Source organism: Pseudomonas frederiksbergensis, from assembly GCF_001874645.1.
In the GTDB taxonomy this organism is placed as follows: Bacteria; Pseudomonadota; Gammaproteobacteria; order Pseudomonadales; family Pseudomonadaceae; genus Aquipseudomonas; species Aquipseudomonas frederiksbergensis_B.
Window position 1 is genome coordinate 3487446 of sequence record NZ_CP017886.1, and the last position, 26874, is coordinate 3514319.

20 protein-coding genes and 1 tRNA gene are annotated in these 26874 nt (G+C 58.1%); 3 read left to right on the forward strand and 18 right to left on the reverse strand.

Features of this window, described 5'->3' with window-relative positions; translation table 11 throughout:
• Positions 1–64: 64 nt before the first annotated feature.
• The 6 genes from BLL42_RS16695 to rpsU all read right to left on the reverse strand — a co-directional run bounded on the left by BLL42_RS16695 (position 65) and on the right by rpsU (position 9803).
• On the reverse strand, positions 65–859 hold the full coding sequence (locus BLL42_RS16695; RefSeq protein ID WP_071555777.1) for a WaaZ-like lipopolysaccharide core biosynthesis protein: 795 nt from the start codon (positions 857–859) through the stop codon (positions 65–67).
• Positions 860–1264: 405 nt separating this feature from the next.
• Positions 1265–1341 (reverse strand) — tRNA-Ile (locus BLL42_RS16700).
• Between the two features lie 15 nt (positions 1342–1356).
• Positions 1357–5100: a bifunctional diguanylate cyclase/phosphodiesterase gene (locus tag BLL42_RS16705; RefSeq protein ID WP_071553096.1), complete on the reverse strand. Its 3744-nt coding sequence runs from the start codon at positions 5098–5100 to the stop codon at positions 1357–1359.
• Positions 5101–5222: 122 nt separating this feature from the next.
• Positions 5223–7070, reverse strand: a complete 1848-nt coding sequence (gene rpoD, locus BLL42_RS16710; protein WP_071553097.1) for an RNA polymerase sigma factor RpoD — start codon at positions 7068–7070, stop codon at positions 5223–5225.
• A gap of 67 nt (positions 7071–7137) precedes the next feature.
• Positions 7138–9099, reverse strand: coding sequence for a DNA primase (dnaG, locus tag BLL42_RS16715; protein ID WP_071553098.1), 1962 nt, complete (start codon positions 9097–9099; stop codon positions 7138–7140).
• A 488-nt stretch (positions 9100–9587) separates the two neighbouring features.
• Positions 9588–9803, reverse strand: a complete 216-nt coding sequence (gene rpsU, locus BLL42_RS16720; RefSeq protein WP_002551877.1) for a 30S ribosomal protein S21 — start codon at positions 9801–9803, stop codon at positions 9588–9590.
• Positions 9804–10002: 199 nt separating this feature from the next.
• Between rpsU and tsaD the strand changes: the two genes are divergently transcribed.
• Positions 10003–11028, forward strand: a complete 1026-nt coding sequence (gene tsaD / locus BLL42_RS16725) for a tRNA (adenosine(37)-N6)-threonylcarbamoyltransferase complex transferase subunit TsaD (protein ID WP_071553099.1) — start codon at positions 10003–10005, stop codon at positions 11026–11028.
• Between the two features lie 36 nt (positions 11029–11064).
• On the opposite strand, the gene plsY is transcribed toward tsaD, so the two are convergent.
• Complete coding sequence (gene plsY, locus BLL42_RS16730; RefSeq protein WP_071553100.1) at positions 11065–11634, reverse strand: glycerol-3-phosphate 1-O-acyltransferase PlsY; 570 nt, start codon at positions 11632–11634, stop codon at positions 11065–11067.
• Between the two features lie 74 nt (positions 11635–11708).
• Between plsY and folB the strand changes: the two genes are divergently transcribed.
• Together folB and folK are read left to right on the forward strand one after the other, a co-directional pair.
• A complete protein-coding gene (gene folB / locus BLL42_RS16735) occupies positions 11709–12062 on the forward strand; it encodes a dihydroneopterin aldolase (RefSeq protein ID WP_071553101.1) in 354 nt (117 codons plus the stop codon).
• On the forward strand, positions 12053–12571 hold the full coding sequence (gene folK, locus BLL42_RS16740; RefSeq protein ID WP_071553102.1) for a 2-amino-4-hydroxy-6-hydroxymethyldihydropteridine diphosphokinase: 519 nt from the start codon (positions 12053–12055) through the stop codon (positions 12569–12571). The genes folB and folK overlap by 10 nt, the downstream gene beginning before the upstream one ends.
• Before the next feature lie 111 nt (positions 12572–12682).
• Here the strand turns inward: folK and BLL42_RS16745 are convergent, their stop codons facing one another.
• From BLL42_RS16745 to BLL42_RS16795, 11 genes are all read right to left on the reverse strand, one after another.
• Positions 12683–13906, reverse strand: a complete 1224-nt coding sequence (locus BLL42_RS16745) for a multifunctional CCA addition/repair protein (RefSeq protein ID WP_071553103.1) — start codon at positions 13904–13906, stop codon at positions 12683–12685.
• A 63-nt stretch (positions 13907–13969) separates the two neighbouring features.
• Entirely contained in the window at positions 13970–15532 is a 1563-nt protein-coding gene (locus BLL42_RS16750) for a SpoVR family protein (protein ID WP_071553104.1), read from the reverse strand.
• Positions 15529–16800, reverse strand: a complete 1272-nt coding sequence (locus BLL42_RS16755; RefSeq protein ID WP_071553105.1) for a YeaH/YhbH family protein — start codon at positions 16798–16800, stop codon at positions 15529–15531. Before BLL42_RS16755 ends, BLL42_RS16750 begins: the two co-directional genes overlap by 4 nt.
• 208 nt (positions 16801–17008) lie before the next feature.
• The gene (locus tag BLL42_RS16760) at positions 17009–18931 is read right to left on the reverse strand and encodes a PrkA family serine protein kinase (protein WP_071553106.1); all 1923 of its coding nucleotides are present in this window, start codon (positions 18929–18931) and stop codon (positions 17009–17011) included.
• Positions 18932–19215: 284 nt separating this feature from the next.
• Positions 19216–19545 (reverse strand): thiosulfate sulfurtransferase GlpE, encoded by a 330-nt coding sequence (gene glpE / locus BLL42_RS16765; RefSeq protein ID WP_071553107.1) that lies wholly within the window; start codon positions 19543–19545, stop codon positions 19216–19218.
• Positions 19546–19578: 33 nt separating this feature from the next.
• Positions 19579–20463 (reverse strand): symmetrical bis(5'-nucleosyl)-tetraphosphatase, encoded by an 885-nt coding sequence (locus BLL42_RS16770; protein WP_071553108.1) that lies wholly within the window; start codon positions 20461–20463, stop codon positions 19579–19581.
• Complete coding sequence (apaG, locus tag BLL42_RS16775; RefSeq protein WP_071553109.1) at positions 20463–20843, reverse strand: Co2+/Mg2+ efflux facilitator ApaG/CorD; 381 nt, start codon at positions 20841–20843, stop codon at positions 20463–20465. Before apaG ends, BLL42_RS16770 begins: the two co-directional genes overlap by 1 nt.
• A 123-nt stretch (positions 20844–20966) precedes the next feature.
• Entirely contained in the window at positions 20967–21785 is an 819-nt protein-coding gene (gene rsmA / locus BLL42_RS16780) for a 16S rRNA (adenine(1518)-N(6)/adenine(1519)-N(6))-dimethyltransferase RsmA (RefSeq protein WP_071553110.1), read from the reverse strand.
• Positions 21782–22771: a 4-hydroxythreonine-4-phosphate dehydrogenase PdxA gene (gene pdxA / locus BLL42_RS16785; RefSeq protein ID WP_071553111.1), complete on the reverse strand. Its 990-nt coding sequence runs from the start codon at positions 22769–22771 to the stop codon at positions 21782–21784. Before pdxA ends, rsmA begins: the two co-directional genes overlap by 4 nt.
• On the reverse strand, positions 22768–24084 hold the full coding sequence (gene surA, locus BLL42_RS16790) for a peptidylprolyl isomerase SurA (protein ID WP_150128046.1): 1317 nt from the start codon (positions 24082–24084) through the stop codon (positions 22768–22770). Before surA ends, pdxA begins: the two co-directional genes overlap by 4 nt.
• A complete protein-coding gene (locus tag BLL42_RS16795; protein WP_071553112.1) occupies positions 24065–26869 on the reverse strand; it encodes an LPS-assembly protein LptD in 2805 nt (934 codons plus the stop codon). The genes surA and BLL42_RS16795 overlap by 20 nt, the downstream gene beginning before the upstream one ends.
• Between the last annotated feature and the right edge of the window lie 5 nt (positions 26870–26874).

Below are 26874 nucleotides of genomic sequence, written 5' to 3' on the forward strand. Positions count from 1 at the left end.
TAGTGAGCGGTAAGGGGGCTGTGCAATGGATCGGTTTACACGCGAAACGCCTGCATGATGTGGGTTATTTGAGCAGGGCCCTGACCTCTTGAATTTTTATAGTGGGTATCACGCTGTCGGGGATTCTAGAGTTGCCAGAGAGGTTATAAACCGAGAAATTCTTATTCATGACCTTTTTCGACATCAACTTCAATGACGGAAGAATTCTGGTGTGGAAATGTTGATCGAGTTCACACGGGGATATACGGCTATCAGCCGTTTCATAGAACCGACCGCTGGATTGTTGTAAGTCAACTCCGACCAGGATTACTTTGGTGAAACCGGCATGGTAGGCAAGTTGTAAAGCAAGATAAGCCACGGTGCGGGAATCGAAAAAGCCATCACTGAGATTTTTGCTAAAACCGATGCTCCTTCTTCGGTGGCCAAAAATAGAACGACTGCGGACAAGATCGTTGTTCTGTTTGAAGATCGAATCGATCCAGGATTGTTTAGCGGCCGGCTTTAGCGCGAATAGCTTGCCGTGAGGTCGAACGCTGTTTCGCCGGATGTACTCCTCCCACAACGCGACTCGCTGGCTAATCAGCATCGCGTGCGAAAATAACTCGGGCTGCTGAGTAGGGAAACTCATGTCCGTACACACGTAGAAAAACGGCTGGATCGCGGTGCCCTCGAAAAGTGCGACCGCCCCGTTCATTGTGATCATCGGAACATGAGCGAATTCCTCAATGGGAAAGTCTTTGGCGGAACTGCCAGAGGCGATAATGAAAACAGTTCCTGTTTCGATGTTGTGACACTCATTGAACCCGTTAACATGACTAATTGTGTTATCGATCATGAAATATTTTTCACTTGCATTCATCAGGTGTCCGTTGGTCATGCCAATGGCATCGCTTGTTTATTCTTGTCGGCGGTTGGAGTCGATACTGAATTTCAAGATATCTGATAGTGCGTCATTCGTCATGGGGCGTCGATGTGGCCTGATGAGTGCTCGATATCGAATGGGGTTCAGTAAAGGGTCTCGAATACTATGCTCGACACGCTCGTGCGACGTGGGTTTTCTATCGAGCTGTCCGATAACCTGCCGCTTGCGCCAAGGCGCGAGAACTCAAAAATGCACAAGACATTGCGTTGGGTATGCATGGGCTCATGCAAGCATGAACTGTAGACGTTTTTTTCGCCAAATGCATGGCGTAAATGCCATGGGGCTGGTGCACCGTACTTCTTGCAAGCAAAAAAAAGCCGCGCAATGCGCGGCTTTTGAGTTTGGTGGGCCCACACGGACTTGAACCGTGGACCAAAGGATTATGAGTCCTCTGCTCTAACCAACTGAGCTATAGGCCCTCAGTAGGCCGCGGATTATAGCGATGGTTTCTCAGCTGTGCTATCCGAAAAGTCTGAAACTGCGATACGAAGAAAGGTTGCGGCGAATTCGTCGGCGGGCAGAGGCAGGCTGACGATGTAGCCCTGGATCTGTTCGCAGCCTTCGGCAGCCAGGAATTGCTGCTGCGCATGGGTTTCAACGCCTTCGGCAATGATCGTGAATTGCATGCTGCGGCCCAGGGCAATGATTGCGCGGACGATGGCGTCATCGTGTGGGTCGTCCGGCAGTCCGCGGACAAAGGACTGGTCAATTTTCAGGAAGTCCAGCGGCAAGCGTTTGAGGTAGCTCAACGAGGAATAACCGGTGCCAAAGTCGTCGATGGCCAACTGCACGCCCAGGCGTTTGAGCTGATGCAGGACTTCAAGTGCCTCTTCGGCCTGGCTCATGATGAAGTTTTCGGTGATTTCCAGTTGCAGGAAGCCCGGTTTCAGGCGGTTGTCCTTGAGCAGTTGTTCGATGCGGACCAGCAGGTTCGGCTGGCGTAATTGCGCTCCGGCCAGGTTGACTGACAGCGGGCCGAAACCTTCATAACGCTGGTTCCACTCGTGCATCTGCAGGCAGGCCTGCTCCAATACCCAGTCACCGATTTGCAGGATCATGCCGTTTTCTTCGGCCAGCGGGATGAAGTGCTCGGGCGGCACGTCGCCGAAGGCTGGATGCCGCCAGCGGATCAGGGCTTCGGCGCCGACCAGGCGCGGATGGTTGAGGCTGACTTTGGGTTGATAGAACAGTGTCAGCTCATTGCGCTCGATAGCGCGGCGCAGTTCATGCTCCAGTGCCACGCGTTCGCTGGCCTGTGCGGTCAGGTCGAGGGTATAGCTTTCTACCCTGTTGCGACCTTTGGCTTTGGAGCGGTACATCGCGGCATCGGCGTTTTTGATCAGCGTGGCGACGTCGCTGCCGTCCTTGGGGTAGAGGCTGGTGCCGATGCTGGCACTGATGAAGAACTCGTGCTCGCCAGCCTGGAAGGGCGCGGTGAAGCAGTTCAGCAGCTTGTTGGCAATATGGTCGGCGTCGCTGGCTTGCTGCAGGCCCGGCAGCAGGATGATGAATTCGTCACCACCCAGCCGCGCCACGGTGTCGATGTCCCGAAGTTGCTCTTTGAGCCGCACCGCGATGCCTTTGAGCAGCAGGTCGCCGACTGGATGACCCAGGCTGTCGTTGATGTGCTTGAAGCGATCGAGGTCCAGAAACAGTACTGCGCCCTGACCGCCGTTTTCTTGCTGACTGTTGAGTGCGGTCAGCAGCCGGCTTTCGAACAGCGTCCGGTTCGGCAGCCCTGTCAATGGGTCGTGGTGGGCCTGATAGTCGAGTTTGGCCTGGGCGTGCTTGAGGCTGGAGATATCGGCAAATACCGCAACGAAGTGGGTGATGAACTGGTCTTTATTGCGCACGGCGCTGATGGTCAGCCAGCTGGGGTACAGCTCGCCATTCTTGCGCCGGTTGGAAATCTCGCCTTGCCAATGCCCTTCGGCGGTCAGTTGATGCCACATCGCAGCGTAGAAGGCGCTGTCATGCAAGCCTGAGGCGAGCAGCCTTGGAGTGTGGCCCAGGGCTTCGGTTTCGCTGTAGCCGGTGATCTCGGTAAACGCGCGGTTGACGGCACTGATGTGCTGTTGAATGTCAGTGATCAATACACCTTCTGCGGTGCTCTCGAATACTGTGGCGGCCTGTTGCAGTTTTTCCTGCATCAGATGCCGCTCGGTGATGTCCCGGGCGATGGTCAGCATGCAATCGTCATCGCCAATCGGCAGCGGCCGGCTGGACATCTCGCAGAGGCGGACCTGTCCATCGTTGCGGCGTATATGGCAACTGAAGTCACGCACGAAGCCGTCGCGTTTCAACAGGTCGAGCATCTGCCTGCGTTCATTCAGGTTGACCCAGATGCCGAGGTCGAAGGTCGAGCGGTCCAGCGACATTGCGCTGTTGAAGCCGGTGATGCGGCTGAAGCCTTCGTTGACCTCGATCAGCAGGCCGTCGCTCACGCGTGACAGCAATAAGCCGTCAGGGGACGCATGGAAAGCTTTGGCAAATTTCTCTTCAGAGGTTTGCAGTTGTTGTTGGGTTTCCTTGAGCTGGCTGATGTCACGCACTACCACGACCAGCGCCGGGGTGGTGTCGAGCTCGAAGGGTTCGGCGGAGATCAGGCCGGTGAACACCTGGCCGTTGCTGCGACGAAAGGGCATCTCCAGGTTGCGAATACTGCCGGCTTGCAAGCGCTGCAAGAGCCCGGGGCCGACACCGGCGATGCCCCAGATGTTCAGTTCGGTGGCGGTCTGTCCGACCACTTCTTCGGCAGTCAGACCGATTTGCTCTTCAAACGCCTCGTTGACCTCCAGCAGGCAACCGTCGCAAAGGCGTGCAATGACCAGAATGTCCGGGCATTGCTGGAACACCGAGGCAAATTTCTGCTCGGAGAGGCGCAAGGCTTCTTCGGTTCTTTTGGTTTCGCTGATGTCGATCATCAGCCCGCGCAGTATCGGCTCGTGGCCGTGCTCTATCAGGCTGACGATGTCGCGTACCCAGAGGCAGCGCCCGTCGGCAGTGATCACTCGGTAGTCGAGGCTGTGATCGCGTCCGGCGAGCACTTCGTGATCGCAAAATACCTGGGCCCGTGTGAGGTCGGCGGGGTGGATGATGTTGCGCCAGAAGCCCGGAATCAGCCAATGGGACAGAGGGTAGCCGAGCAGGCCTTCGGCATGGGGGGACACGTAGCTGTACGTAAAATCACTGATTCGCGCTTCCCAGGCTATCGCCGAAAGGCTTTCCACCAGGCCGCGGTAGTGGTATTCGCTGGTGCGCAGCTCTTGTTCCAGTGCAACCCGGCGGGAAATTTCCGAGCTCAGGCGGCGATTGATGCGGATCACCACGGCCAGCACGGTGACCAGCAGCAGTACGCCGGGCAGGCCGTACATCAGCAGGTCGGACCAGAAGGTGCGGTGGTCGAGGACGTTTCCGACCCAATGCTGCTGGATGGCGCTGATTTCGCCCGGGCTCATGTCCGCCAGTACTTTATCCAGAATGCCGACCAGAATTTTGTCGTCTCGTGGTACGCCCATCGCCAATTGGTAGCGATACGGCGTTTCGCCGCTGACGTAGAGGCCATCGAGCTTGAGCTGGCGAAGGCTCCAGACGCTTGAGGCCAGATCGCCGACTACCGCGTCCACCTCGTCGGTGGCCAGTGCCTGCAAGGTCGAGCTGACATTGGGCATGGGGACCAGATTGAGGTCGGGATGGTGGGTGCGCAGCAGTTCATGGGGCGCGTAGTTTTCCACGACGGCGACTTTCAGGCCGTAAAGGTCGTCCAGCTTGTGCGGTTGTGCGCCCTTCACATGGGCCAGGATGACGATCGGAAAGTCCAGGTAGGGCCGCGTGAACGAGAGGTAACTCTGCCGCTCGGGCGTCGACATGACACCGGGCAAGAGGTCCAGCTTGCCCTGCTTGGTCTGTTCCAGGACTTCGGTCCAGCTGGCAGGCTCAATGGGCGTGACCTTGATCCCCAGGCGATCACGCACGATGTTGATGTAGTCGGCTGCGAGGCCTTGGTAGCGGCCTTGCTCATCACGAAACTCAAACGGCGGCCAGGAAGCGTCGACCCCCAGGCGCAGTTCTGGGTGGGCTGCAAGCCAGCCACGTTCTTCGTCGGTCAGAGTCAGCGCGCCAGCCGTTGCGGTCCAGGTCATCAGCAATAGCAAAAGCATGGCCGGCAGTCTGGGCATAACGGTCTCGTTATGGCTTGGGGGGAATGTTTCGAGTGTAGACGGGCTATGCGGCGGGAGCGAAGCGAAGGGGATTTAATCTACAGAAAGCAAAACCCCCGGCAGGGCCGGGGGTTTTGTGATCACTCGTCGAGGAAGGAGCGCAAATGCTCGCTTCTCGTCGGGTGGCGCAGCTTGCGCAGCGCCTTGGCTTCGATCTGACGAATCCGCTCACGGGTAACGTCGAACTGCTTACCAACCTCCTCGAGGGTGTGGTCGGTATTCATGTCGATACCGAAGCGCATGCGCAGAACCTTGGCTTCACGGGCAGTGAGGCCGGAGAGAACTTCGCGAGTCGCTTCTTTAAGGCTCTCAACGGTAGCAACATCGATTGGCGACTGCATGGTCGAGTCTTCGATGAAGTCACCCAGATGGGAGTCTTCGTCATCACCGATCGGGGTTTCCATGGAGATCGGCTCTTTAGCGATCTTCAATACCTTGCGGATCTTGTCCTCAGGCATTTCCATGCGTTCGCCCAGCTCTTCCGGGGTCGGTTCGCGACCCATTTCCTGCAACATCTGGCGGGAAATACGGTTGAGCTTGTTGATCGTCTCGATCATGTGCACCGGAATACGGATGGTGCGGGCCTGGTCGGCGATCGAGCGAGTGATCGCCTGACGGATCCACCAGGTGGCATAAGTCGAGAATTTGTAGCCGCGGCGGTATTCGAACTTGTCTACCGCTTTCATCAAACCAATGTTGCCTTCCTGGATCAGATCGAGGAACTGCAGGCCACGGTTGGTGTACTTCTTGGCGATGGAGATCACCAGACGCAAGTTGGCTTCGACCATCTCTTTCTTCGCGCGGCGGGCTTTGGCCTCACCGATCGACATGCGACGGTTGATGTCCTTGATCTCGGAGATCTTCAAGCCGGTTTCGGCTTCGAGAGCGGTCAGCTTCTGCTGGCAACGAACGATGTCGGCCTGCAGGCGACCAATGGCTTCAGCGTATTTGCTTTTGCCTTTGGCCAGAGCTTCGGTCCAGCTTTCGTCAACTTCGTTGCCCGGGAATTGGCGCAGGAAGTCGGCACGCGGCATGCGTGCATCACGAACGCAGAGCTGCATGATCGCGCGCTCTTGCTGACGCAGGCGATCCAAGGCGCTACGCACACGTTCAACCAGGCCTTCGAATTGCTTCGGAACCAGTTTGATCGGCATGAACAGCTCAGCCAGCGCCAACATCTCGGCAATGGCCTGCTTGTTTTCACGGCCGTGCTTTTTCAGCGCCTTGCGGGTGATTTCCATCTGGTCGGCCACAGCGCCAAAACGCTGTGCTGCGATGACCGGATCGGGACCGCTTTCGGCTTCTTCTTCGTCGTCACTGGCTTCAGCATCGTCGTCTTCGGCGTCGTCGTCCGCTTTCACGGCTTTCGGATCGACAGGCGGCGGCACTTCTGCAGCAGGCGGCGCAATGCCGTCGTCCGGGTCGATATAACCGCTCAGGACGTCGGACAGGCGACCACCTTCGGTGGTGACGCGAGTGTACTCGGAGAGAATGTGGTCAACCGTGCCAGGGAAGTGCGCAATTGCGCCCATCACTTCACGGATGCCCTCTTCAATACGTTTGGCGATTTCGATTTCGCCTTCACGTGTGAGGAGTTCTACGGTACCCATTTCGCGCATGTACATGCGCACCGGGTCGGTAGTGCGACCAATGTCGGTCTCAACCGCTGCCAACGCTGCCGCCGCTTCTTCTGCGGCCGCTTCGTCGGTATCGGCGTCGGCCAGCATAAGGGAATCCTTATCTGGCGCAACCTCGAATACGTTGATCCCCATGTCATTGATCATGCGGATGATGTCTTCCACCTGTTCCGGATCTGAAATATCCTCCGGCAGGTGGTCGTTGACCTCCGCGTAAGTCAGGTAACCCTGCTCACGACCAAGGGTGATCAACTCTTTGATACGAGACTGCTGTTGCGCTTTTCCGGACATAACACCCTATCCACTGAAGGTCTTGGCGGGCAAAAAACAAGCCGAGGATTATACCTTAGCTATGACCTCACGCGCCACTTGAGGTCGGGTTTGATGCGGAAACATTGCGACTTAAAAGGTCGCGCAGTTGATTTTTCTCTTCGGTACTCAGCTCGCTTTGACGTGCTTTTCTCAGAAGTTGTTCCAGATTTCGCTCGCGTTGGCGGGCTGACAAGCTAGTAATGGTGTCGAAAAACTGTTGTTCAAGGTTATCTCCTTCAATCAGCCATTCCTTTTCTGCCAATGCCTTGAGCAGTCGTCCTTGTTCGGTGCCGTGCCATCGAGCAATCAGTTGAAATGAGTTTAGCTTGGGATTCTTCTGTACGGCTTCGAGCAGTGCCACCAGCAATTGTGTGTTGGAGTGGTCCTCGGCAGCGAAGTGCCCGGCGTCTTCAACTTTTTCGGCCAGTTGCGGGTGGTGCAGCAAGGTGCGCAGGGCCGCCAGTGTTGGCGGCTCGACCGCGGCCGGGATGCGTGGGGCGCGAGGTTGATCGCGATCACCGCCACGTTTGCCTTTCTTGTCCCAGGGTTTGTTATCCCACTTCTTGCCGCCGCTGCCGGGTTTTTTCGGCGTCCACTCCTGCTGAGGTATATAGGCCTCTTGCGGTTGGTGGTAGTCGGAATAGTCCGGCATGGCGTCGTAATCGATGCCTGGATCGTAGGCAGGCGGCGCATCCTGCGGCGCGCTGTGCACCAGCTGACTGACGGCTTCACTGTTCAGGCCGGTAATTTCGCTCAGGCGCTGGCGCATCAGGGTGCGCAGGTTGGCTCCCGGGACTTTGTCGATCAGTGGCGCGGCGAGGGTGGCCATGTGGGCCTTGCCTTCGAGCGAGCGCGGATCGGATTCCTCGGTCAGTTGCTGAAAGAAATAGTCTGCCAATGGCTGGGCGTGCTGATTGATCCGTGCGCGAAAGGCGTCGGTGCCTTCGGAGCGGATCAGCGTGTCCGGGTCTTCGCCTTCGGGCAGGAACAGGAAGCGCGCACGCCGTCCGTCTTGCAGGCTTGAAAGCGTTGACTCCAGGGCGCGCCACGCGGCATTGCGGCCGGCCTGGTCGCCGTCGAAGCAGAACAGCACGTTGGGCACTACGCGAAACAGCCGCTTCAAGTGTTCTTCGCTGGTGGCGGTGCCGAGCGTGGCGACGGCATTGCGCAAGCCTTGCTGGGCCAGGGCGATGACGTCCATGTAGCCTTCGACGACGATGATCTCGTCGAGATTGCGGTTGTTCTTGCGTGCTTCATACAGGCCGTAGAGTTCCTGGCCTTTATGAAATACCGGGGTTTCCGGTGAGTTCAGGTATTTCGGTTTGTCGTCGCCCAGTACCCGGCCGCCAAACGCGATGATGCGCCCTCGGCTGTCGCGAATCGGGAACATCACGCGGTCGCGAAAGCGATCGTAGCGTTTGCCGGTTTCGGCGTTCTCGATCAGCAGGCCAGCGTCGATCATGGCTTTTTGTTGCAGGGTGTCGCTGCTCAGATGTTTGAACAGGTTGTCCCAGCCTGGAGGTGCGAAGCCGAGGCCGAAATCGCGGGCGATCTCGCCGGTCAGGCCGCGACCCTTCAAATAATCGACAGCCGCTTTTCGCGCGGGATGGCTTTTCAGTGCTTGGCGGTAGAAGTCAGCAGCAGCGGTCAACAGTGGGTAGAGCGGCGAGTCGGTCGGTTGTCGCGGTTTATGCGGGCGACCGCTTTCCTCGCGGGGTATTTCCATCCCGGCGGCTTTGGCCAGTTCTTCGACGGCCTGGGGGAAGTCCAGGTTGTCGTGGTCCATGATGAAGCCGAGGGCATTGCCGCCAGCGCCGCAGCCAAAGCAGTAATAGAACTGTTTGTCCGGGCTGACGCTGAAAGAGGGGGTTTTTTCTTTGTGGAACGGGCAGCAGGCGGTGTAGTTCTTGCCGGCTTTTTTCATTTGCAGGCGCGAGCTGACCACATCGACGATGTCGGTGCGGTTCAGAAGGTCGTCAATAAAGCTCTGGGGAATTAGCCCGGCCATGGCGTTCTCGTCATCACTGCGCTGAAAATCTAACCCGGGCGAAAGGCGGCCTGATGCTGGTCATTATTTTGAGGCGCGGCAGATGTGCGGCTCGACCAGGTATCGTCTGCGTATTCGCTGTCGGGAAGTGTATCTGCCGAAAATCCGCTGACGTTAGTGCTCATCGGTATTCGACTGTTTGAAAGTGTTGCGCTGAGTCCGCAATGGCCAATGGGAGGCCTCGGATAGCTCATAAGTGGGCACGCGAAATCGTGCCTTGGGCTGATCGTCGTGAGAGGAATCAGTAAAAGGTGTGCTCGTCAGTAGCCTTGGAAGGCTCGTCAGAAGAGACGTGCACCGCTGGCAAAAGAGCCAGGTCTGACGTGTGAAGCAGATGTGTCTCGGTCGCGTCTGCGGCTTTGACAGTGAAGCATCAAGCGATATCCGCAAATGCCATAAGCCCGGCTGAGGGCCGGGCTTGGCAGAAGCTTGCTACGAACGTCTGCGTATTAGTACAGACGAACGGCGCGGCGCTGTTCGCGCTGAACTTTCTTGGCGTGACGCTTAACAGCGGCTGCTGCTTTACGCTTACGCTCAGAAGTCGGCTTCTCGTAAAATTCGCGGCTACGAACTTCAGCCAGAACACCGGCTTTTTCGCAGGAGCGCTTGAAACGACGCAGAGCTACGTCGAAGGGTTCGTTCTCTTTAACTTTGACGGCTGGCATCCAGAGCTACCTTCATTCATTACCGGGGTCAACATCCTCGCGGCAAAAATGCACTTGAAGACGTCGGTTTTTAAGGGTTGCGGATGTTAACCCCTCATCGCTCGGAATGCAAAGCCTCTGATCGAAAACCGCTGGTCGGGGCATCACGTGGCGACTATTATGCGCGCCTTCGAATTTAGCCTAAACAAGGCGCAAACCCATGCTAGTACTGGGATTAGAAACCTCCTGCGACGAAACCGGCGTCGCACTTTACGACAGTGAAAAAGGCCTGCTGGCCGATGCACTGTTCAGCCAGATCGACCTGCATCGCGCCTATGGTGGCGTGGTGCCGGAACTGGCGTCGCGTGACCACGTCAAGCGTATGCTGCCCTTGATTCGTCAGGTGTTGGCTGAAGCCGACTGCGTGCCGACCGAGATCGATGCCATCGCCTACACCGCGGGTCCTGGCCTGGTCGGTGCCTTGCTGGTGGGTGCTTCCTGCGCTCAGGCGCTGGCGTTTGCCTGGGGCATTCCGGCCTTGGGCGTGCACCATATGGAAGGCCATTTGCTGGCGCCGATGCTGGAGCCGCAACCACCTGAATTTCCGTTCGTCGCTTTGTTGGTGTCTGGTGGTCATACGCAACTGGTTCGGGTCGATGGTATCGGCCAATACGAGCTGTTGGGCGAGACCCTCGACGACGCAGCAGGTGAGGCGTTCGACAAGACCGCGAAGATGATGGGGATGAATTATCCCGGTGGTCCGGAAATCGCACGACTGGCCGCGCAAGGCGTTGTCGGACGTTTCGTGTTCCCGCGCCCGATGTGTGATCGGCCAGGCCTGGATTTCAGCTTCAGCGGCCTGAAAACCTTTGCCTTGAACACCTGGCAGCAGTGCGTCAGCGCTGGGGACGACGGCGAGCAAACCCGCAGCGACATCTCGCTGGCCTTCCAGCAAGCCGTGGTGGAGACTTTGACCATCAAGTGCAAGCGTGCCCTGAAGCAGGCGGGTCTCAAGCGTCTGGTGATCGCTGGTGGCGTCAGCGCCAACAAGGCTTTGCGCGTTTCCCTGGAAAAAATGCTTGGCGACATGAAGGGCGACGTTTACTACGCACGTCCGGAGTTCTGCACCGATAACGGCGCAATGATCGCTTTTGCAGGGTGTCAGCGGTTACAGGCTGGTCAGCAGGAAAGTCTGGCGATCAGCGTGCAGGCGCGCTGGCCGATGGAGCAGTTGTCGCCTTTGTAAAGACGGACGAGCGTGGGTCGTACTCGGCAACAGTATTTAAAAATGCCGTTCGCGCCCGGCAAACAGGTCGCGTAGATTGCCGCGATGGCGCCAGACGATCAGTGCTGTCAGCGCGCTCATGGGCAGCAATGCCCCCGGCTCCTGCCAGGCCAGCAGTGGCAGGGTCAGGGGCGTGGCGATCAGGGCGGCCAGCGAGCTGGTGCGGGTGAGGTAGAAGGTCAACAGCCAGGCGCCGATAGCCAGAAGCGCTGCCGGTGGATAAAGCCCCAGCAGCATGCCGGCCGCCGTTGCAACACCTTTACCGCCGCGAAAGCGGAAGTACAGCGGAAACAGATGGCCGATGACGGCATAGACGCCGACCCAGGCCTGTTGCTGCACAGAGAGGCCTGCAAGCCCTGCGGCCAACACGGGCAGCAGGCCTTTGCAGAGGTCGCCGAGCAAGGTCAGGACGGCGAGTTTTTTGCCGGCAAGGCGTAACATGTTGGTGGCGCCGGCATTGCCCGAGCCACTCATTCGCGGATCGGGGTTACCGGTCAGGCGGCTGAGCAAAATGGCAAAGGACAGAGAGCCAAGCAGGTAGGCGAGGATCGCCAGTAACCAAAACATGCTAACTATTCCGGGCGAGGACGCCCTGATTCTAACGGCGCATTGCGCCCTTGTCGTGCTGCGGAGAAGAGTGCTTGGACAGAGTGTTTATCGAGGGCCTGGAAGTCGACACGGTGATCGGTGCCTACGACTGGGAGCGAGGCATCCGTCAGTGCCTGCGTCTTGATCTGAGTTTCGCCTGGGACAATCGCCCGGCAGCGGCGGGTGATGACCTGACACTGGCGCTCGACTACGCCAGCGTGACGGCACGTATTCAGGTGTTCGCCGAGCAGGCGCAGTACCAGCTGGTTGAAACCTTTGCCGAGCATCTGGCCGAAGTCTTGATGAGTGAATTCAAGATTACCTGGCTGCGCCTCAAGCTGACCAAGCCGGGGGCTATCCCGGCGGCAACGGGCGTGGGCGTGGAGATCGAGCGCGGATGTCGCTAACTCAGGTATTTCTTGGGCTCGGCAGCAATGTCGAGCGCGAAGCTCATTTGCAGGCGGGGCTGGAAGCGCTTGCCGGTTTTCTGGTGGATATGCGCTGCTCGGCGGTGTTCGAAAGCCAGCCGGTGGGGATCAAGAGCGGGCCGTTTTTCAATTTCGTGGTGTCGGCGTATACCGATCTGCCGTTGATGGAGCTGGATCGTCGGTTGAAGTTTATCGAGGCCGACAACGGTCGTTATGCTCCCGATCGCAAGGGCTTGCCGTTGGATATCGACGTGCTGCTGTATGGCGATCTGGTGGGTAATTTCGACGGATTGATCCTGCCCCGAGCGGAAATCCTGAAAAATGCCTTTGTGCTGTGGCCGTTGTCGCTGATAGCGCCGGACAGGGTGCATCCTGGCGAGGGTAAATGCTTTGCTACGCTGTGGAGTGAGGCGCAGATTGATCAGGTTCTGGCGCCGGTGGCTTTCGCGTGGCGTGGTGAGCAGTTGACCCCTGCCAATCTTCTGTAAATCAAAAGATCGCAGGCTACGCCAGCTCCTACAGGGGGGAGCACCCGCAATAACACGGGTGAGCCAGGTTCGGCGTAGGAGCTGCCGCAGGCTGCGATCTTTTGAACTTGCTTACGCGCGTTCCTTGTAGGCCTTCAGCGCCTTAAGCCGTTCGCGCTTGAGCGCCTCACCCAGTTCCGGGCCTTTGAATCCCTGCTCCAGCAATGGTTGAACCGCCACGGTGCGTGCGGCGGTCGCCGCGCCTCGCAAATAATCTGCTTGTGGATAACTTCTCTGCTCAAGGCCTTTGCGGCCCCGAGCGTCCATTTCGCAGGCTTTGATGAACTCTTCAAAGCGCTGCGGCCGTCGGTAAACGTCGAAGCTTTGCAGTAACTCCAGCAATGTCGACGGCTTCAGCTCCAGCGCGCGATGACCATGGGTGTGGTATTCGCCCACCAGCAATGCCAGTTCCTGGCAGTCGCGCGGGGCCTTGAAGCGTTCGTTGACCGCTTTGATCAGCTTCAGGCCCTTGTGCTCGTGAGCGATGTGTCTGGGCCACTGGCTCTCAGGTGTCAGGCCTTTGCCCAGATCATGCAGCAGGCAGGCCCAGCGCACGGTTAGCGGTTGTTTGTGCAGGGCGGCCTGCTCGAGAACGCTCAGGGTGTGCACGCCGCTGTCGATTTCCGGGTGATGGGCTTCGGGCTGCGGTACGCCGAACAGCGCGTCAATCTCGGGAATCAGGATTTTCAGGGCGCCACAGTCACGCAAAACCTGGATAAATACTTGCGGCTGATCCTCCATCAGGGCGCGGGATATTTCTTTCCAGCTGCGTTCTGCGGTCAGGGCTTCAAGCTCACCTGATTCGCTGAGCTGGCGCATCAGCTCCAGGGTCTCGGGGGCTACCGTGAACCCGAGACCGGCATAGCGCGCGGCGAAACGGGCAACGCGCAGAACACGCAGAGGATCTTCGGCGAACGCGGGGGATACGTGACGAAGCAGGCGTGCTTCAAGATCGTGCTGGCCGTGATACGGATCGGTCAATTGACCGTGATCGTCTTCGGCCATGGCGTTGATCGTCAGATCGCGACGAATCAGGTCTTCTTCCAGGGTGACTTCCGGGCTGGCATGGAAGGTGAAACCGCCGTAGCCGCGTCCGCTTTTGCGTTCGGTGCGGGCAAGCGCGTATTCCTCACCGCTTTTGGGGTGAAGGAATACCGGGAAATCGGCGCCTACCGGGCGATAGCCCTTGGCGAGCATTTCTTCGGTGCTGGCGCCCACCACCACCCAGTCGATGTCGGTAACAGGCTTGCCGAGCAGGCGATCACGGACCGCGCCGCCGACTTTATAAATCTGCATAAAAAACCTCCGTTAGCCCGACAGGATAACCCTTGCGTCGAACTTTCGGAGGTCCGGGTGACATCAAAGATGAATGACGGCGAGGTCCATCCGAGCGTATTCGCCCTCGCTATGCTCGCCTCTGGGCGGGACATGATGGGTTTTCATGATCTGGTCGCCTTGCAGGGTTTCCAGGTGAATATCGAAGCCCCAGAGGCGGTGCAGGTGCTTGAGCACTTCCTCGGTGGAGTCCGCGAGTGGTTTGCGATCATGTTGCTGATGGCGCAGTGTCAGCGAGCGATCGCCGCGACGGTCGATGCTGTAGATCTGTATGTTCGGTTCGCGGTTACCCAGGTTGTACTGCGCTGCCAGGGTTTCACGAATGGTTCGATATCCTTCTTCGTCATGAATGGCTGGCACCAACAGGTCGTCCTTCTGGTCGTCATCGAGAATGCTGAACAGTTTCAGGTCACGAATCACTTTGGGTGACAGGTACTGCAGAATGAAGCTTTCGTCCTTGAAGCTGCTCATGGCGAACTTGATGCTCGACAGCCAGTCGGTCCCGGCGATGTCAGGGAACCAGCGGTAATCCTCTTCAGTGGGCGTTTCGCACATGCGTCGAATGTCACGGTACATGGCAAAGCCCAGGGTGTAGGGGTTGATGCCGCTGTAGTACGGGCTGTCGAAGCCTGGCTGGAAGACCACGCTGGTGTGTGACGTCAGAAACTCCATCATGAAGCCGTCGGTCACCAGACCCTCGTCGTACAGGTCGTTCATCAGGGTGTAGTGCCAGAACGTCGCCCAGCCCTCGTTCATGACCTGAGTCTGACGCTGTGGATAAAAGTACTGCGCGATCTTGCGCACGATCCGTACGATTTCCCGTTGCCATGGCTCCAGCAGCGGGGCGTGCTTTTCGATGAAGTAGAGGATGTTCTCCTGCGGTTCTGCCGGAAAGCGTGCGTTGTCCTTCTCGTTGTACTTGTCTGCGCCTTTTGGAATGGTGCGCCACAGGTCGTTGATCTGCTTTTGCAGGTGTTCTTCACGATCCTTTTGCCGACGCCGCTCTTCTTCCGCGGAAATCGGGTAAGGGCGTTTGTAGCGGTCGACACCGTAGTTCATCAGGGCATGACAGGAGTCCAGCAGGTCTTCCACGGCATCGATGCCATGGCGCTCCTCGCATTGCATGATGTACTGCTTGGCGAACACCAGGTAATCGATGATCGAGCTGGCGTCGGTCCAGGTGCGGAACAGGTAGTTGCCCTTGAAAAAGCTGTTGTGGCCGTAGCAGGCGTGGGCCACCACCAATGCCTGCATGCAGATGGTGTTTTCTTCCATCAGGTAGGCGATGCACGGGTCCGAGTTGATCACGATCTCGTAGGCCAGCCCCATCTGGCCGCGACTGTAGGACTTCTCGGTACTGAGGAAGTGTTTGCCATAGGACCAGTGGTGATAACCCAGTGGCATGCCGACGGAGGCGTAGGCGTCCATCATCTGCTCGGCGGTAATCACCTCAATCTGGTTGGGGTAGGTATCCAGCGCGTAGCGGGCCGCAATACGGCTGATTTCCCGGTCGTAGGCCTGGATCAGCTCGAACGTCCATTCCGAGCCGGTGGATATAGGTTGGCGCTTCTGCTCTTTGGCGGTCATGTCACTAACCTGCGCTGGAAGAGTTCACGGAAGACCGGATAAATATCCCCGGCCGAAACCAGCTGCTGCTGGGCGAACGTATCGGAAAAGGCTTCGCTGATACGCTCGTATTCGTACCACAGGGCCTGGTGTTCGCGAGGGGTAATCTCCACATAAGTGTAGTACTGCACGAACGGCATGATCTGGTTGATCAGAATGTCACGGCAGATCGGCGAGTCATCGTTCCAGTTATCGCCGTCGGAAGCCTGCGCGGCGTAAATGTTCCAGTCGTTGCTCGGATAACGCTCGGCCATGATCTCCTGCATCAGTTTGAGGGCGCTGGAAACGATGGTGCCGCCGGTTTCGCGAGAGTAGAAGAACTCTTCCTCATCGACTTCCCGGGCGCTGGTGTGGTGGCGGATGAACACCACATCGATTTTCTCGTAGTTACGCTTGAGGAACAGGTACAGCAGGATGAAGAACCGTTTGGCGATGTCCTTGGTGGCCTGGGTCATGGAGCCGGAAACGTCCATCAGGCAGAACATTACCGCCTTGGAGCTGGGGTTGGGCTGCTTGATCAGCAGGTTGTACTTGAGGTCGAAGGTGTCAAGAAATGGAATCCGGTTGATGCGCGCACTCAAACGCTCGATTTCTGCCTCGATTTCCTGAATATCGCCGAAGTTGTCTGGTTCTTCCTGTTTAAGTCGTGCCAGTTCCTCTTTCGCTACCCGCAGTTTCTCCCGGCTGCTGCCTGATAGCGCGATGCGCCGTGCATGGGCCGAGCGCAGGGTGCGGATGATATTGATCCGCGAAGGGTTGCCTTCGTTGCTGATGCCGGCGCGCACGGTTTTGAAGGTGTCGGTGCCGCTCAGGTTGCGCTTGACCAGGTTCGGCAACTCCAGGTCCTCGAACATGAATTCGAGAAATTCCTCCTGAGTGATCTGGAAGACAAACTCGTCCATGCCCTCGCCGGAGTTGCCGGCCTTGCCTGGACCTCTGCCGCCGCCACCTCCCGGCGGACGAGCAATATGCTCACCGCTGGTGAACTCCTTGTTGCCGGGATGCACGATGGTCTGTTTGCCACCACGGCCATGGTGAAGCACCGGTTCGTCGATATCGCGGCCGGGAATGCTGATCTGCTCGCCGTGTTCCATATCGGTAATGGAGCGCCGGCTGACCGCCTCTTCGACGGCCTTCTTGATGTGATCACGGTAACGCCGAAGAAACCGCTGACGGTTTACCGTGCTCTTGTTCTTGCCATTGAGACGTCGGTCGATCACATAGCTCATGACTGCTCCTTAGAAGCTGCCTTGAGAAATCGCGAGCAAGTCTGGCTGTATTGGGCACGGGGGAGGAGGCGCGATCTTGCGCCTCCTGTACCACCTGCGCGTTGCCTGGGCTTCGCTGTCGATTTCCAAACACCTTCCTGAAACCTGTGTAACAGAAATTTGTCATGCAGGCTCCGGGCTAACGACAACCGGTCTGACCGGCAGCGGGTTACTGCGATTTCCTGACCCGCAGGTACCACTCGGAGAGCAGTCGTACCTGTTTGTCGGTGTAGCCGCGCTCGACCATCCGTGTAACGAAGTCGTTGTGTTTCTGTTGGTCCTCTTTGCTGGCCTTGGCGTTGAAGCTGATGACCGGCAGCAGATCCTCGGTGTTCGAGAACATTTTCTTCTCGATGACCACCCGCAGCTTCTCGTAGCTGAGCCAGGTCGGATTCTTGCCGTTGTTGTTGGCCCGGGCACGCAGGACGAAGTTGACGATTTCGTTGCGGAAATCCTTCGGATTGCTGATGCCCGCCGGTTTCTCGATTTTTTCCAGCTCTTCGTTGAGGGCTACACGGTTGAGGATCTCGCCGGTTTCCGGATCGCGGTATTCCTGATCCTGAATCCAGAAGTCCGCGTAGAGCACATAGCGGTCGAAGATGTTTTGCCCGTACTCGCTGTAGGACTCCAGGTAGGCGGTCTGGATTTCCTTGCCGATGAACTCGATATAGCGCGGCGCCAGGTACTCTTTCAGGAAGCGCAGATAGCGCTCGCGGGTTTCCGCCTGGAACTGTTCCTGTTCGATCTGTTGTTCCAGCACATAGAGCAGATGCACAGGGTTGGCGGCGATTTCATGCGGGTCGAAGTTGAAGACTTTCGACAGGATCTTGAAGGCAAACCGGGTCGAAAGACCGTTCATGCCTTCGTCGACGCCCGCGGTGTCGCGGTATTCCTGGATCGACTTGGCCTTCGGATCGGTGTCCTTGAGGTTCTCGCCGTCATACACCCGCATTTTCGAGTAGATGTTCGAGTTTTCCGGCTCTTTGAGGCGCGAGAGCACGGTGAACTGAGCGAGCATCTTGAGGGTATCGGGTGCACAGTGAGCCTTGGCCAGGGAGCTGTTGAACAGCAGCTTGTCGTAGATCTTCACTTCGTCGCTGACCCGCAGGCAGTACGGCACTTTGACAATGTAGATCCGGTCGATGAAGGCTTCGTTGTTCTTGTTGTTGCGGAAGGTGTGCCACTCCGATTCGTTGGAGTGCGCCAGCAGGATCCCGGTAAACGGAATCGCGCCCAGGCCTTCGGTACTGTTGTAGTTGCCTTCCTGGGTGGCGGTCAGCAATGGGTGCAGCACCTTGATCGGTGCCTTGAACATTTCGACGAATTCCATCAGGCCCTGGTTGGAGCGGCAGAGTGCGCCCGAGTAACTGTAGGCGTCAGCGTCGTTCTGCGGGAATTCTTCCAGTTTGCGAATATCGACCTTGCCCACCAGCGCCGAGATGTCCTGGTTGTTTTCATCGCCTGGTTCGGTCTTGGCTACGGCGATCTGGTTGAGGATCGACGGGTAGAGTTTGACCACCCGGAACTGGCTGATATCGCCACCGAATTCGGCCAGACGTTTGGTTGCCCAGGGCGACATGATGGTGTTCAGGTAGCGCCGCGGAATGCCGAAATCCTCTTCGAGGATCGCACCATCCTCGGTGGCGTTGAACAGCCCCAGCGGAGACTCGAACACCGGAGAGCCCTTGATGGCATAGAAGGGCACTTTTTCGATCAGCTGTTTGAGCTTCTCGGCCAGGGACGATTTACCGCCGCCGACGGGGCCGAGCAGGTAGAGGATCTGTTTCTTCTCTTCCAGGCCCTGAGCTGCATGGCGGAAGTAGGAGACGATCTGGTCGATGCATTCTTCCATACCGTGGAAGTCTTCAAAGGCCGGATACCGACGGATCACCTTGTTGGAAAAGATGCGTGACAGTCTCGAGTTGGTCGAGGTGTCCAGCAGTTCGGGTTCGCCGATTGCCAGCAGTAGACGCTCGGCTGCGGATGCGTAAGCGCTGCGGTCCTTTTTGCACAGTTCGAGATACTCCTGCAGAGAGAGCTCTTCCTGCCGTGTGGACTCGAAGCGTTGTTGGAAGTGGCTAAAGATACTCATGACGTCACCTCGCTCGATACGTGGAGCCGACGTCGGATCAGTCAGTGGATGCTGGCAAGCAACTGAAAGTGCAGCTGCCTTTTACCCCCCTGAACACCTTCAAAGCTATCAACCCTGAAAGCTACTCCCGATGATCCGCGCGCCGGTGTACCGGCTCTCCCCTGTTTTGGATGGCCTGAGGCTAAGGATAGTTCGGAATCCGCAAGGTAAAGGGGCAATGCGTAATTTGTTATGACTGACCGTTCGTCAGCCCACGGCGGGCGTGGGCTAGAGCGGGTAAAAAATTATTCGGAAGTGCCTTGCGCCGTTTCCGAAGGATAAGTTGTACGCCATAGCTCGAATCCACCGTCCATGCTGTAGACGTCGGAAAAGCCCTGGCTGACCAGATACGCCGCGGCACCCTGGCTGGAATTGCCGTGATAGCAGACCACCACGGTCGGTGCATCGAGGTCAGCGGCGGCGATGAAAGCGTGCAGGGAATGATTGTCCAGATGCTTCGAGCCGCGAATGTGCAGCGCGGCAAAGGTTGCCGGATCGCGGACGTCGACCACCACGGCGCCTTGTTCGCGCAAGGCCTGGGCCTGGTCTGGGGGGATGCGTTTGAATTCGCTCATGGCGGGCTCCTGTGACCTGGCTGAAAGCGCAGCCTAGCGCTTGGCGCTGGCCGACAATAGTTCGGGGGTAGTTGTTGAGGTGACGTGCGGCCTGGTGTGGCCCTGAGCATCGCATTCGCAACGCAGGCGCTCGCCGGTGTCGACGTTCATCAAGGTCATCGAGCCGCCCCAGACGCAACCGGTGTCGAGGGCGAAGATGCCGGGTTCGTTACATTTACCTTCGAGCGCTGCCCAATGGCCGAATATGATTTTCAGGCCGCGGGTCTTGCGTTCGTTGTGTGTAAACCATGGTGCGTAGCCCGGTTGCGCGGTGTCGAGGCCTTCCTTGCTCTTGAGATCAAGCTTGCCGTCGCTGGTGCAGAAGCGCATGCGGGTGAAGTAGTTGGTGATCACCCGCAGGCGGGTTACACCTTTGAGGTCGCTGTCCCATTTCACCGGATCGTTACCGTACATGCCATCGAGGTAGAGCGCGATGCGGTTGTCGTCACGCAATGCTTCTTCGACTTCCCCGGCGCACTTCAAGGCTTTGCGCAGGGACCACTGCGGCGGTATGCCGGCATGGACCAGCGCAATACCGCGCTGTTCGTCGTAGTGCATGAGCTTTTGCTGGCGCAGCCACTCAAGCAGCTCCTTGCGATCCGGCGCTTCGAGGATTTCACGCAGGGTGTCGGCTTTCCTCAGGCGCTCGATGTTGTAACCGGCAGCCAGCAGGTGCAGGTCATGGTTGCCTAGTACGCACACCAGCGATTCACGGATGCTGTAGAGGAAGCGCAGGGTTTCCAGCGACTGCGGGCCACGGTTGACCAGATCGCCGACCAGCCACAAATGATCCTTTGCAGGGTCGAAGGCAACCCGCTTGAGCAGGCATTGCAGGGGTTCGAGGCAGCCTTGCAGGTCGCCGACGGCGTACGTCGCCATCAGTGCAGGGCTCCGGGCACCGCCAGGCGGAACGGCGCGATGATGGCGTCGAAGTGTTGACCGTCTTCGGCGAGCATTTGATAAGTCCCCTGCATGTTGCCAACGCGGGTAGTCATCACGGTGCCGCTGCTGTAGGTGTGGCTCTGGCCGACGCCGATCAGCGGTTGCTGACCCACCACGCCGGCACCGCGAACCTCTTCGACATGCCCGTCTCCATCGGTAATCACCCAGTGCCGCGAGAGCAACTTGGCCGGTAGCAGGCCGTTGTTCTCTACGGTAATGGTGTAGGCGAAGGCAAAGCGGTTCTGCTCGGGTTGCGATTGTTCTGCCAGATAGCGGGTGACGACGCTGACATTGACCTGATAACGAGGATCGGACATGCAAGAGGCCTTAAAAGCAAAGCAGGGCGCGGGGCGTAACTGATTGAGGTCAGTCTAGGCCAAGTATCGGGTAGTAAACCAGAGACGAGCTCTTGTGTCCTACCCGATAGCGCTTCTGGGCTGTCAGATGTCGGCAGGTTGCTCGGTGACTTGTTCGCTGAGCTTGTCAGCCAGACGGACGAAGGCCGCCAGATCGAGCTGTTCTGGACGCAGGCTGCCATCGACGCCGGCGGCTTCGATTTCAGCATTGCTCAGCAGGGCTTTGAGGGTGTTGCGCAGGGTCTTGCGGCGCTGGTTGAAGGCTTCGCGAACGACGCGCTCCAGCAAGCGATGGTCTTTGGCCGGGTGCGGCAGCACGGCATGCGGCACCAGGCGGACGATCGCCGAGTCGACTTTGGGTGGCGGGTTGAACGCGCCAGGGCCGACGTTGAACAGGTGTTCGACCCGGCAGTGGTACTGAACCATGATCGACAGACGGCCCCAATCGCCACCACCAGGACCCGCCGCCAGACGCTCGACCACTTCCTTTTGCAGCATGAAGTGCATGTCGCGGATGAGCCCTGCGTTGTTCAGCAGGTGGAAGATCAGCGGCGTGGAGATGTTGTACGGCAGGTTGCCGACCACGCGCAGGCTGTTGGGTGCGGCATTCAGGCTGTTGAAGTCGAACTTCAATGCATCGCCCTGGTGCAGGTTGAAATTGCTCTTGCCGGCGAATTGCTGGTTGAGGATCGGGATCAGGTCCTTGTCCAGTTCAACCACGTCCAGTTGCGCGCCGCTGTTGAGCAGGCCTTCGGTGAGCGCGCCCTGGCCCGGGCCGATTTCCAGCAGGCGGTCTTCTGCTTTGGCGTGAATGGAGCGCAGGATGCGGTCGATAACGCCGGCATCGTGCAGGAAATTCTGGCCGAAACGCTTGCGCGCCCGGTGTTGGTAATGCTCGGTCATAAACGGGTCTCGGCCATCTGGTAGGCGGTTTCCAGGGCGACTTGCAGGCTGCCGGTGTCGATTTTTCCGCTGCCAGCCAAGTCCAGGGCAGTGCCGTGGTCGACTGAGGTGCGGATGATCGGCAAGCCGAGGGTCACGTTGACTGCCGCGCCGAAGCCTTTGTATTTCAGCACAGGCAGGCCCTGGTCGTGGTACATCGCCAGCACCGCGTCGCAGTGCTCCAGATATTTGGGGGTAAACAGAGTGTCAGCGGGCAGGGGACCACGCAGGTCCATGCCTTCAGCGCGCAGACGCTCCAGGGTTGGTTCAATGATGTCGATTTCTTCGTGGCCCAGGTGTCCGCCTTCGCCGGCATGCGGGTTGAGTCCGCAAACGAGGATGCGTGGCTGGGCGATGCCGAACTTTTGTTGCAGGTCGGTGTGCAGAATCCGCGTAACCCGCTCCAGGCGCTCAGGGGTGATCGCATCGGCAATCTCCCGCAACGGCAGGTGCGTGGTGACCAACGCGACCCGCAAGCCGCGTGTGGCGAGCATCATCACCACTTGCGGGGTGTGAGTCAGGTCTGCGAGGAACTCGGTGTGGCCGGAGAAGGCAATGCCTGACTCATTGATCACGCCTTTATGCACGGGGGCGGTGATCATTCCGGAGAAGTGCCCGTCCAGACATCCTTGGCCTGCGCGGGTCAGGGTTTCCAGGACAAAGGCGGCATTGGCCTTGTCCAGTTGACCGGCCGTGACCTTGGCGTTGAGCGGCGTATCCCAGACGTACAGGCTATTGGCGGGCGCCGGAACGTCCGGCCAATGGTCCGGTGTCACGGCCAGCAGATCAACGACCACTCCCAGTTGCGCGGCCCGCTCAAGGAGCAGGTCGCGGCTGGTAATGGCAATCAGGGGGTGTGGCTGGGCTTGCGAGGCGAGTAGCAGGCACAGGTCGGGACCTATGCCGGCCGGCTCGCCGGGTGTCAGCACAAAACGCTTGGGGCTCACTTCGCCGCCTGGTCGACGCCAGGGAGCTTGATTTCAACGTAGGCTTCGTCACGGATCTGACGCAACCAGGTTTGCAGCTCTTCGTCGTATTTGCGGTTACGCAGTACGGTCATTGCCTGCTGTTCACGAGCCTGGGCGGTGCTGTCGGTGGCACGGCGGCCAAGGACTTCCAGAACGTGCCAGCCATATTGAGTCTTGAACGGCTTGGACAGCTGACCTTGTTGGGTCTTGGCCATTACTTCGCGGAATTCCGGCACCAGCGCGTTCGGGTCGATCCAGTTTAGGTCGCCGCCGTTAAGGGCAGAGCCCGGGTCTTCGGAATAGCTTTTCGCCAGTTCAGCAAAGTCTTCGCCCGCAGAAATGCGCTCGTAGAGTTTCTGCGCCAGACGCTTGGTTTCTTCTTCGCTACGGATTTCGCTTGGTTTGATCAGGATGTGGCGAACGTGTACTTCGTCACGCACCTGATTGCCGCCACCGCGTTTCTCCAGCACTTTGAGGATGATGAAACCACCCGGTGTACGTGCCGGTTGGGTGATCTCACCCACTGACATCGCGCTCAGCTCACGGTCGAACGGAGGGGGCAGTTGAGCGGCTTTACGCCAGCCCATGTCGCCGCCTTCCAGTGCGTTGTCGCTCGCGGATTTGGCGATGGCCAGTTGAGAGAAGTCAGCACCCTGCTTGAGTTGCTGATAGATCTCCATGGCCTGACGCGCGGCATTCTGGATCGCTTCCGAATTGGCGCTCTCCGGTGTCCCGATCAGGATGTTGGCCAGGTGCAGTTCTTCAGAGAGCTGCACTTTGCCCAGGTCGGAGGCGAGGAAGTTTTTCACTTCCTGCTCGGACACCTGAATCCGTTCGGCCACACGACGCTGGCGAACACGGCTGATGATCATCTCGCGACGGATCTGGTCACGAGCATCGTCGTAAGACAGGCCGTCGTGAGTCAGTGCCGCACGGAACTGATCCACCGTCATGTTGTTGCGCTGGGCAATGGTGCCGACGGCCTGGTTCAGTTCTTCATCGGTAATGCGGATGCCGGAGCGTTCGCCGATCTGCAGCTGCAGGTTTTCGACGATCAGGCGTTCGAGCACCTGTTGTTCCAGTACGCCGGTTGGCGGTGTGCCGCCGCCGCGCTTGGCGATGGTTTGCTGAACTTCATGAACCCGCTGGTCCAACTGGCTCTGCATGACCACGTCGTTGTCGACGATGGCCACCACTTTGTCGATGGACTGTACCGCGGCGCTAGCCGCGGTACCCAGGAACAGCGCGCCCAACATCAGCGGGCGCAGACAATCAGAAAGCTTGGTCTTCACGTTGACGATAACCTTGAATGCCTTTGTCGAGGAAGCTCTCTACCTTGGTGCCCATGACACCACCGAGTCCCTTCAGAACAAATTGGAGGAAGATGCCGTGGTCGCCTTTTTCGTTTTGCGGGGCGTCTTGACTGAACTCGTCATACGAAACCCAGTAACGGTTGATCAGGCGCATTTTCCAGCAGCAGTTGTCGTACTCGAAACCACCAAAGGCTTCCAGGGTACGGTTGCGGTTGTAGTCGTACTGCCAGCGGCTGATAGCATTCCACTGAGGCACGACTGGCCAGATGACCGAGAAATCGTGCTGTTCGATCTTGTAGTAATCCTTCACGAAACCAGGCGTACCAGGAGTGCCGTAGTCACCACCAAACTGCCATTTACCGGTGTTCTGGTTGTAAATCACCTGGTCGTTGCGATAGCGATAACCGGCGTTGATGACCTTGTTCGGGTTGTCTTCCGGCTGGTAGTGGAACATCGCGCTACCCGAGCGAGGCTTGCGGCTGTCCGGGTCCCAGTTGTAGTCGGCGGTGGTGCGCCAATCGCGGTTCCAGCGGTACTCGTAATCCAGTGCATACGGCGAGACGTTGGAATGCGCATCCGCACGGGTTTTTGGGTCGATGCCCGGCAACTGGACTTCGCGATTCTTGAAGTAAGCCGCCTGGCCGACGCTGATGCGTTGACGCTCAAAGCCGTTGTCTTCGATCCAGCGGTTGGTTATACCCAACGACAGTTTGTTCTCGTCACCGACACGGTCGGAACCCGAGAAACGGTTGTCGCGGAACAACGAAGCGTAGTTGAACGTGTATTCGCCACTATCAAATACTGGAATGTCGCTCTGATCCTTCTCGGGAACATAGAGGTAGTACAGGCGAGGTTCCAGGGTCTGGCGGTAGTTCTTGCCGAACCATTGGGTGTTGCGGTCGAAGTACAAGCCGCTGTCGATGCTTGCGATGGGAACGCCACGGTTCTGATTGCGGCTGTAGGTGCCGTTCAGGCGATTTGTTTCCGCGCTTTGCGTCGCGACTTGGTCTTTGCCGGTACTGTCGAGATCCAGATCATACTGGGTGTACTGATACTTGAGTGTTGGCTTCAGGAAGCCATAGGTCCAGTTCAGCGGCAGACTGACATTTGGGGCAACGTTGAGACGGTCGCCGTTGGCCCGCGCCAGACCTGTAATGTTGGTGTCGAGTCGATTGGCCGGGGAGCCATTCTCGTCGAAATAGGTGCCTGTTTGCAGGCTGCGCTCAAACCGTACAAGTTCGGTTTCATAAGCGAAGTTCAGGCCACCCGGTTTCTCGGGCAGGGCACCATTGAAGGTGATCTGCGGCAGGCGATCATAAGGCGTGATGTTGGAAACCGACGCCAGTTGGTAAGCCTGTACGTTAAGGCGCGCGGCATAGGTATCACCACGGTAGGTAACGGCGCCTTGCTGGTTCACGTAAGTGGAAACGCTTTTGACGCCCAACTGATCGGTTTGCAGATCCTGGAAGTAATACGGATCGCTGATCTTGGTGTAGTCGACCTCGGTGAATACTCGCGAATCCAGCCCGCCCTTGTGCTGCCAGTTGTACATGTAACGGGTTTTTTCGTAGTCGGACTGCAACTTGCGTTCGGTGTCGTCATCGTTGAGGTACGCGGCACCAAACTGACCTTCGCTGGACTTGGTCAGGTAGCGGAATTCGCCTTCCATCATCATGCCGCGCTTGCTCATGTAGCGCGGATACAACGTGGCATCATAGTTCGGTGCCAGGTTGAAGTAGTACGGTGTGACCAGCATGAAACCGGTCTTGTTGCCGCTGCTGCTGAAGCTTGGCGGCAGGAAACCGGATTGACGACGGTCATCGATCGGGAAGTAGATATACGGTGTGTAGAGCACCGGAATGTCTTTGACCCGCAGTGTCACGTTGGTCGCGGTGCCGAAGCCGGTCGCCGGGTTCAAGGTGATGTTGTTGCCCTTGAGTTGCCAGGCGTTGCTGTTCGGTTCGCACGTAGTGTACGTACCATCCTTGAGGCGGATGATCGCGTTTTCAGCGCGTTTGGCGTACAGCGCGCTACCGCGAACACGGGATTGGTGCATCACGTATTCGGCGTTGTCGACTTGGGCTTCGCCGGTGTCGAGCTGGACCTCAGCATGGTCGCCGACGATCAGTGCGCCGTTGTCGCGCACACGAACGTTACCGGTCAGCTCGCCACGGTTTTCGGCTTGATACAGGTTGGCCTCATCGGCTTCGACCTGCATGCTACCTTGGCGCATGACCACGTCACCAGCGAGGGTCGCCACCTGTTCTTCCTGCTGATAGCGGGAGGCTTTGGCACCAACAAAGGTCGGGGCATCACTTTTATTCGTCTTGTCATTCATGCCAGGACGAATGGGTTCGATATAGGAACCAGAGCAATAAGGACCTGTTTCAGCCAATTGGGCAGCGGTGAGCTTCTCACGCGGGACCCAGTCGAGGTGACTGTAGTCGGCACTGCGCGACTTCAGGCCGCGGCCCTTGGCTTCGGTGACCAGCACAGGCTTGTCGGCGGCTTCGCCACCGGCAGTGCTGCTCTCGGCAGCCGACTCGTTGCTCGAACTGACCGCGCCGGCATCATGTACAGGGCGTGGTGGCAGTTGAGCTGCGTTGGCTTTCGGCGCGCAGTCCCAGGCTCCCGAAGCAGAGACTGAGCAGTCATACTGTTCCGCGGCGACCACGAACGAAGTGGCTAGAGGTTGCAGGGCCAGCAAACTGCCGGTTACCAACAACGGAAATTTTTTACGAAACGCGGGGGATTTCAATGCCATCTTAT

Coding starts and splice junctions, on each gene's coding strand:
- BLL42_RS16695 (WP_071555777.1), bottom strand. CDS start 859: ATGAATGCAAGTGAAAAATATTTCATGATCGATAACACAATTAGTCAT.
- BLL42_RS16705 (WP_071553096.1), bottom strand. CDS start 5,100: ATGCCCAGACTGCCGGCCATGCTTTTGCTATTGCTGATGACCTGGACC.
- rpoD (WP_071553097.1), bottom strand. CDS start 7,070: ATGTCCGGAAAAGCGCAACAGCAGTCTCGTATCAAAGAGTTGATCACC.
- dnaG (WP_071553098.1), bottom strand. CDS start 9,099: ATGGCCGGGCTAATTCCCCAGAGCTTTATTGACGACCTTCTGAACCGC.
- rpsU (WP_002551877.1), bottom strand. CDS start 9,803: ATGCCAGCCGTCAAAGTTAAAGAGAACGAACCCTTCGACGTAGCTCTG.
- tsaD (WP_071553099.1), top strand. CDS start 10,003: ATGCTAGTACTGGGATTAGAAACCTCCTGCGACGAAACCGGCGTCGCA.
- plsY (WP_071553100.1), bottom strand. CDS start 11,634: ATGTTTTGGTTACTGGCGATCCTCGCCTACCTGCTTGGCTCTCTGTCC.
- folK (WP_071553102.1), top strand. CDS start 12,053: ATGTCGCTAACTCAGGTATTTCTTGGGCTCGGCAGCAATGTCGAGCGC.
- BLL42_RS16745 (WP_071553103.1), bottom strand. CDS start 13,906: ATGCAGATTTATAAAGTCGGCGGCGCGGTCCGTGATCGCCTGCTCGGC.
- BLL42_RS16750 (WP_071553104.1), bottom strand. CDS start 15,532: ATGACCGCCAAAGAGCAGAAGCGCCAACCTATATCCACCGGCTCGGAA.
- BLL42_RS16755 (WP_071553105.1), bottom strand. CDS start 16,800: ATGAGCTATGTGATCGACCGACGTCTCAATGGCAAGAACAAGAGCACG.
- BLL42_RS16760 (WP_071553106.1), bottom strand. CDS start 18,931: ATGAGTATCTTTAGCCACTTCCAACAACGCTTCGAGTCCACACGGCAG.
- glpE (WP_071553107.1), bottom strand. CDS start 19,545: ATGAGCGAATTCAAACGCATCCCCCCAGACCAGGCCCAGGCCTTGCGC.
- BLL42_RS16770 (WP_071553108.1), bottom strand. CDS start 20,463: ATGGCGACGTACGCCGTCGGCGACCTGCAAGGCTGCCTCGAACCCCTG.
- apaG (WP_071553109.1), bottom strand. CDS start 20,843: ATGTCCGATCCTCGTTATCAGGTCAATGTCAGCGTCGTCACCCGCTAT.
- rsmA (WP_071553110.1), bottom strand. CDS start 21,785: ATGACCGAGCATTACCAACACCGGGCGCGCAAGCGTTTCGGCCAGAAT.
- BLL42_RS16795 (WP_071553112.1), bottom strand. CDS start 26,869: ATGGCATTGAAATCCCCCGCGTTTCGTAAAAAATTTCCGTTGTTGGTA.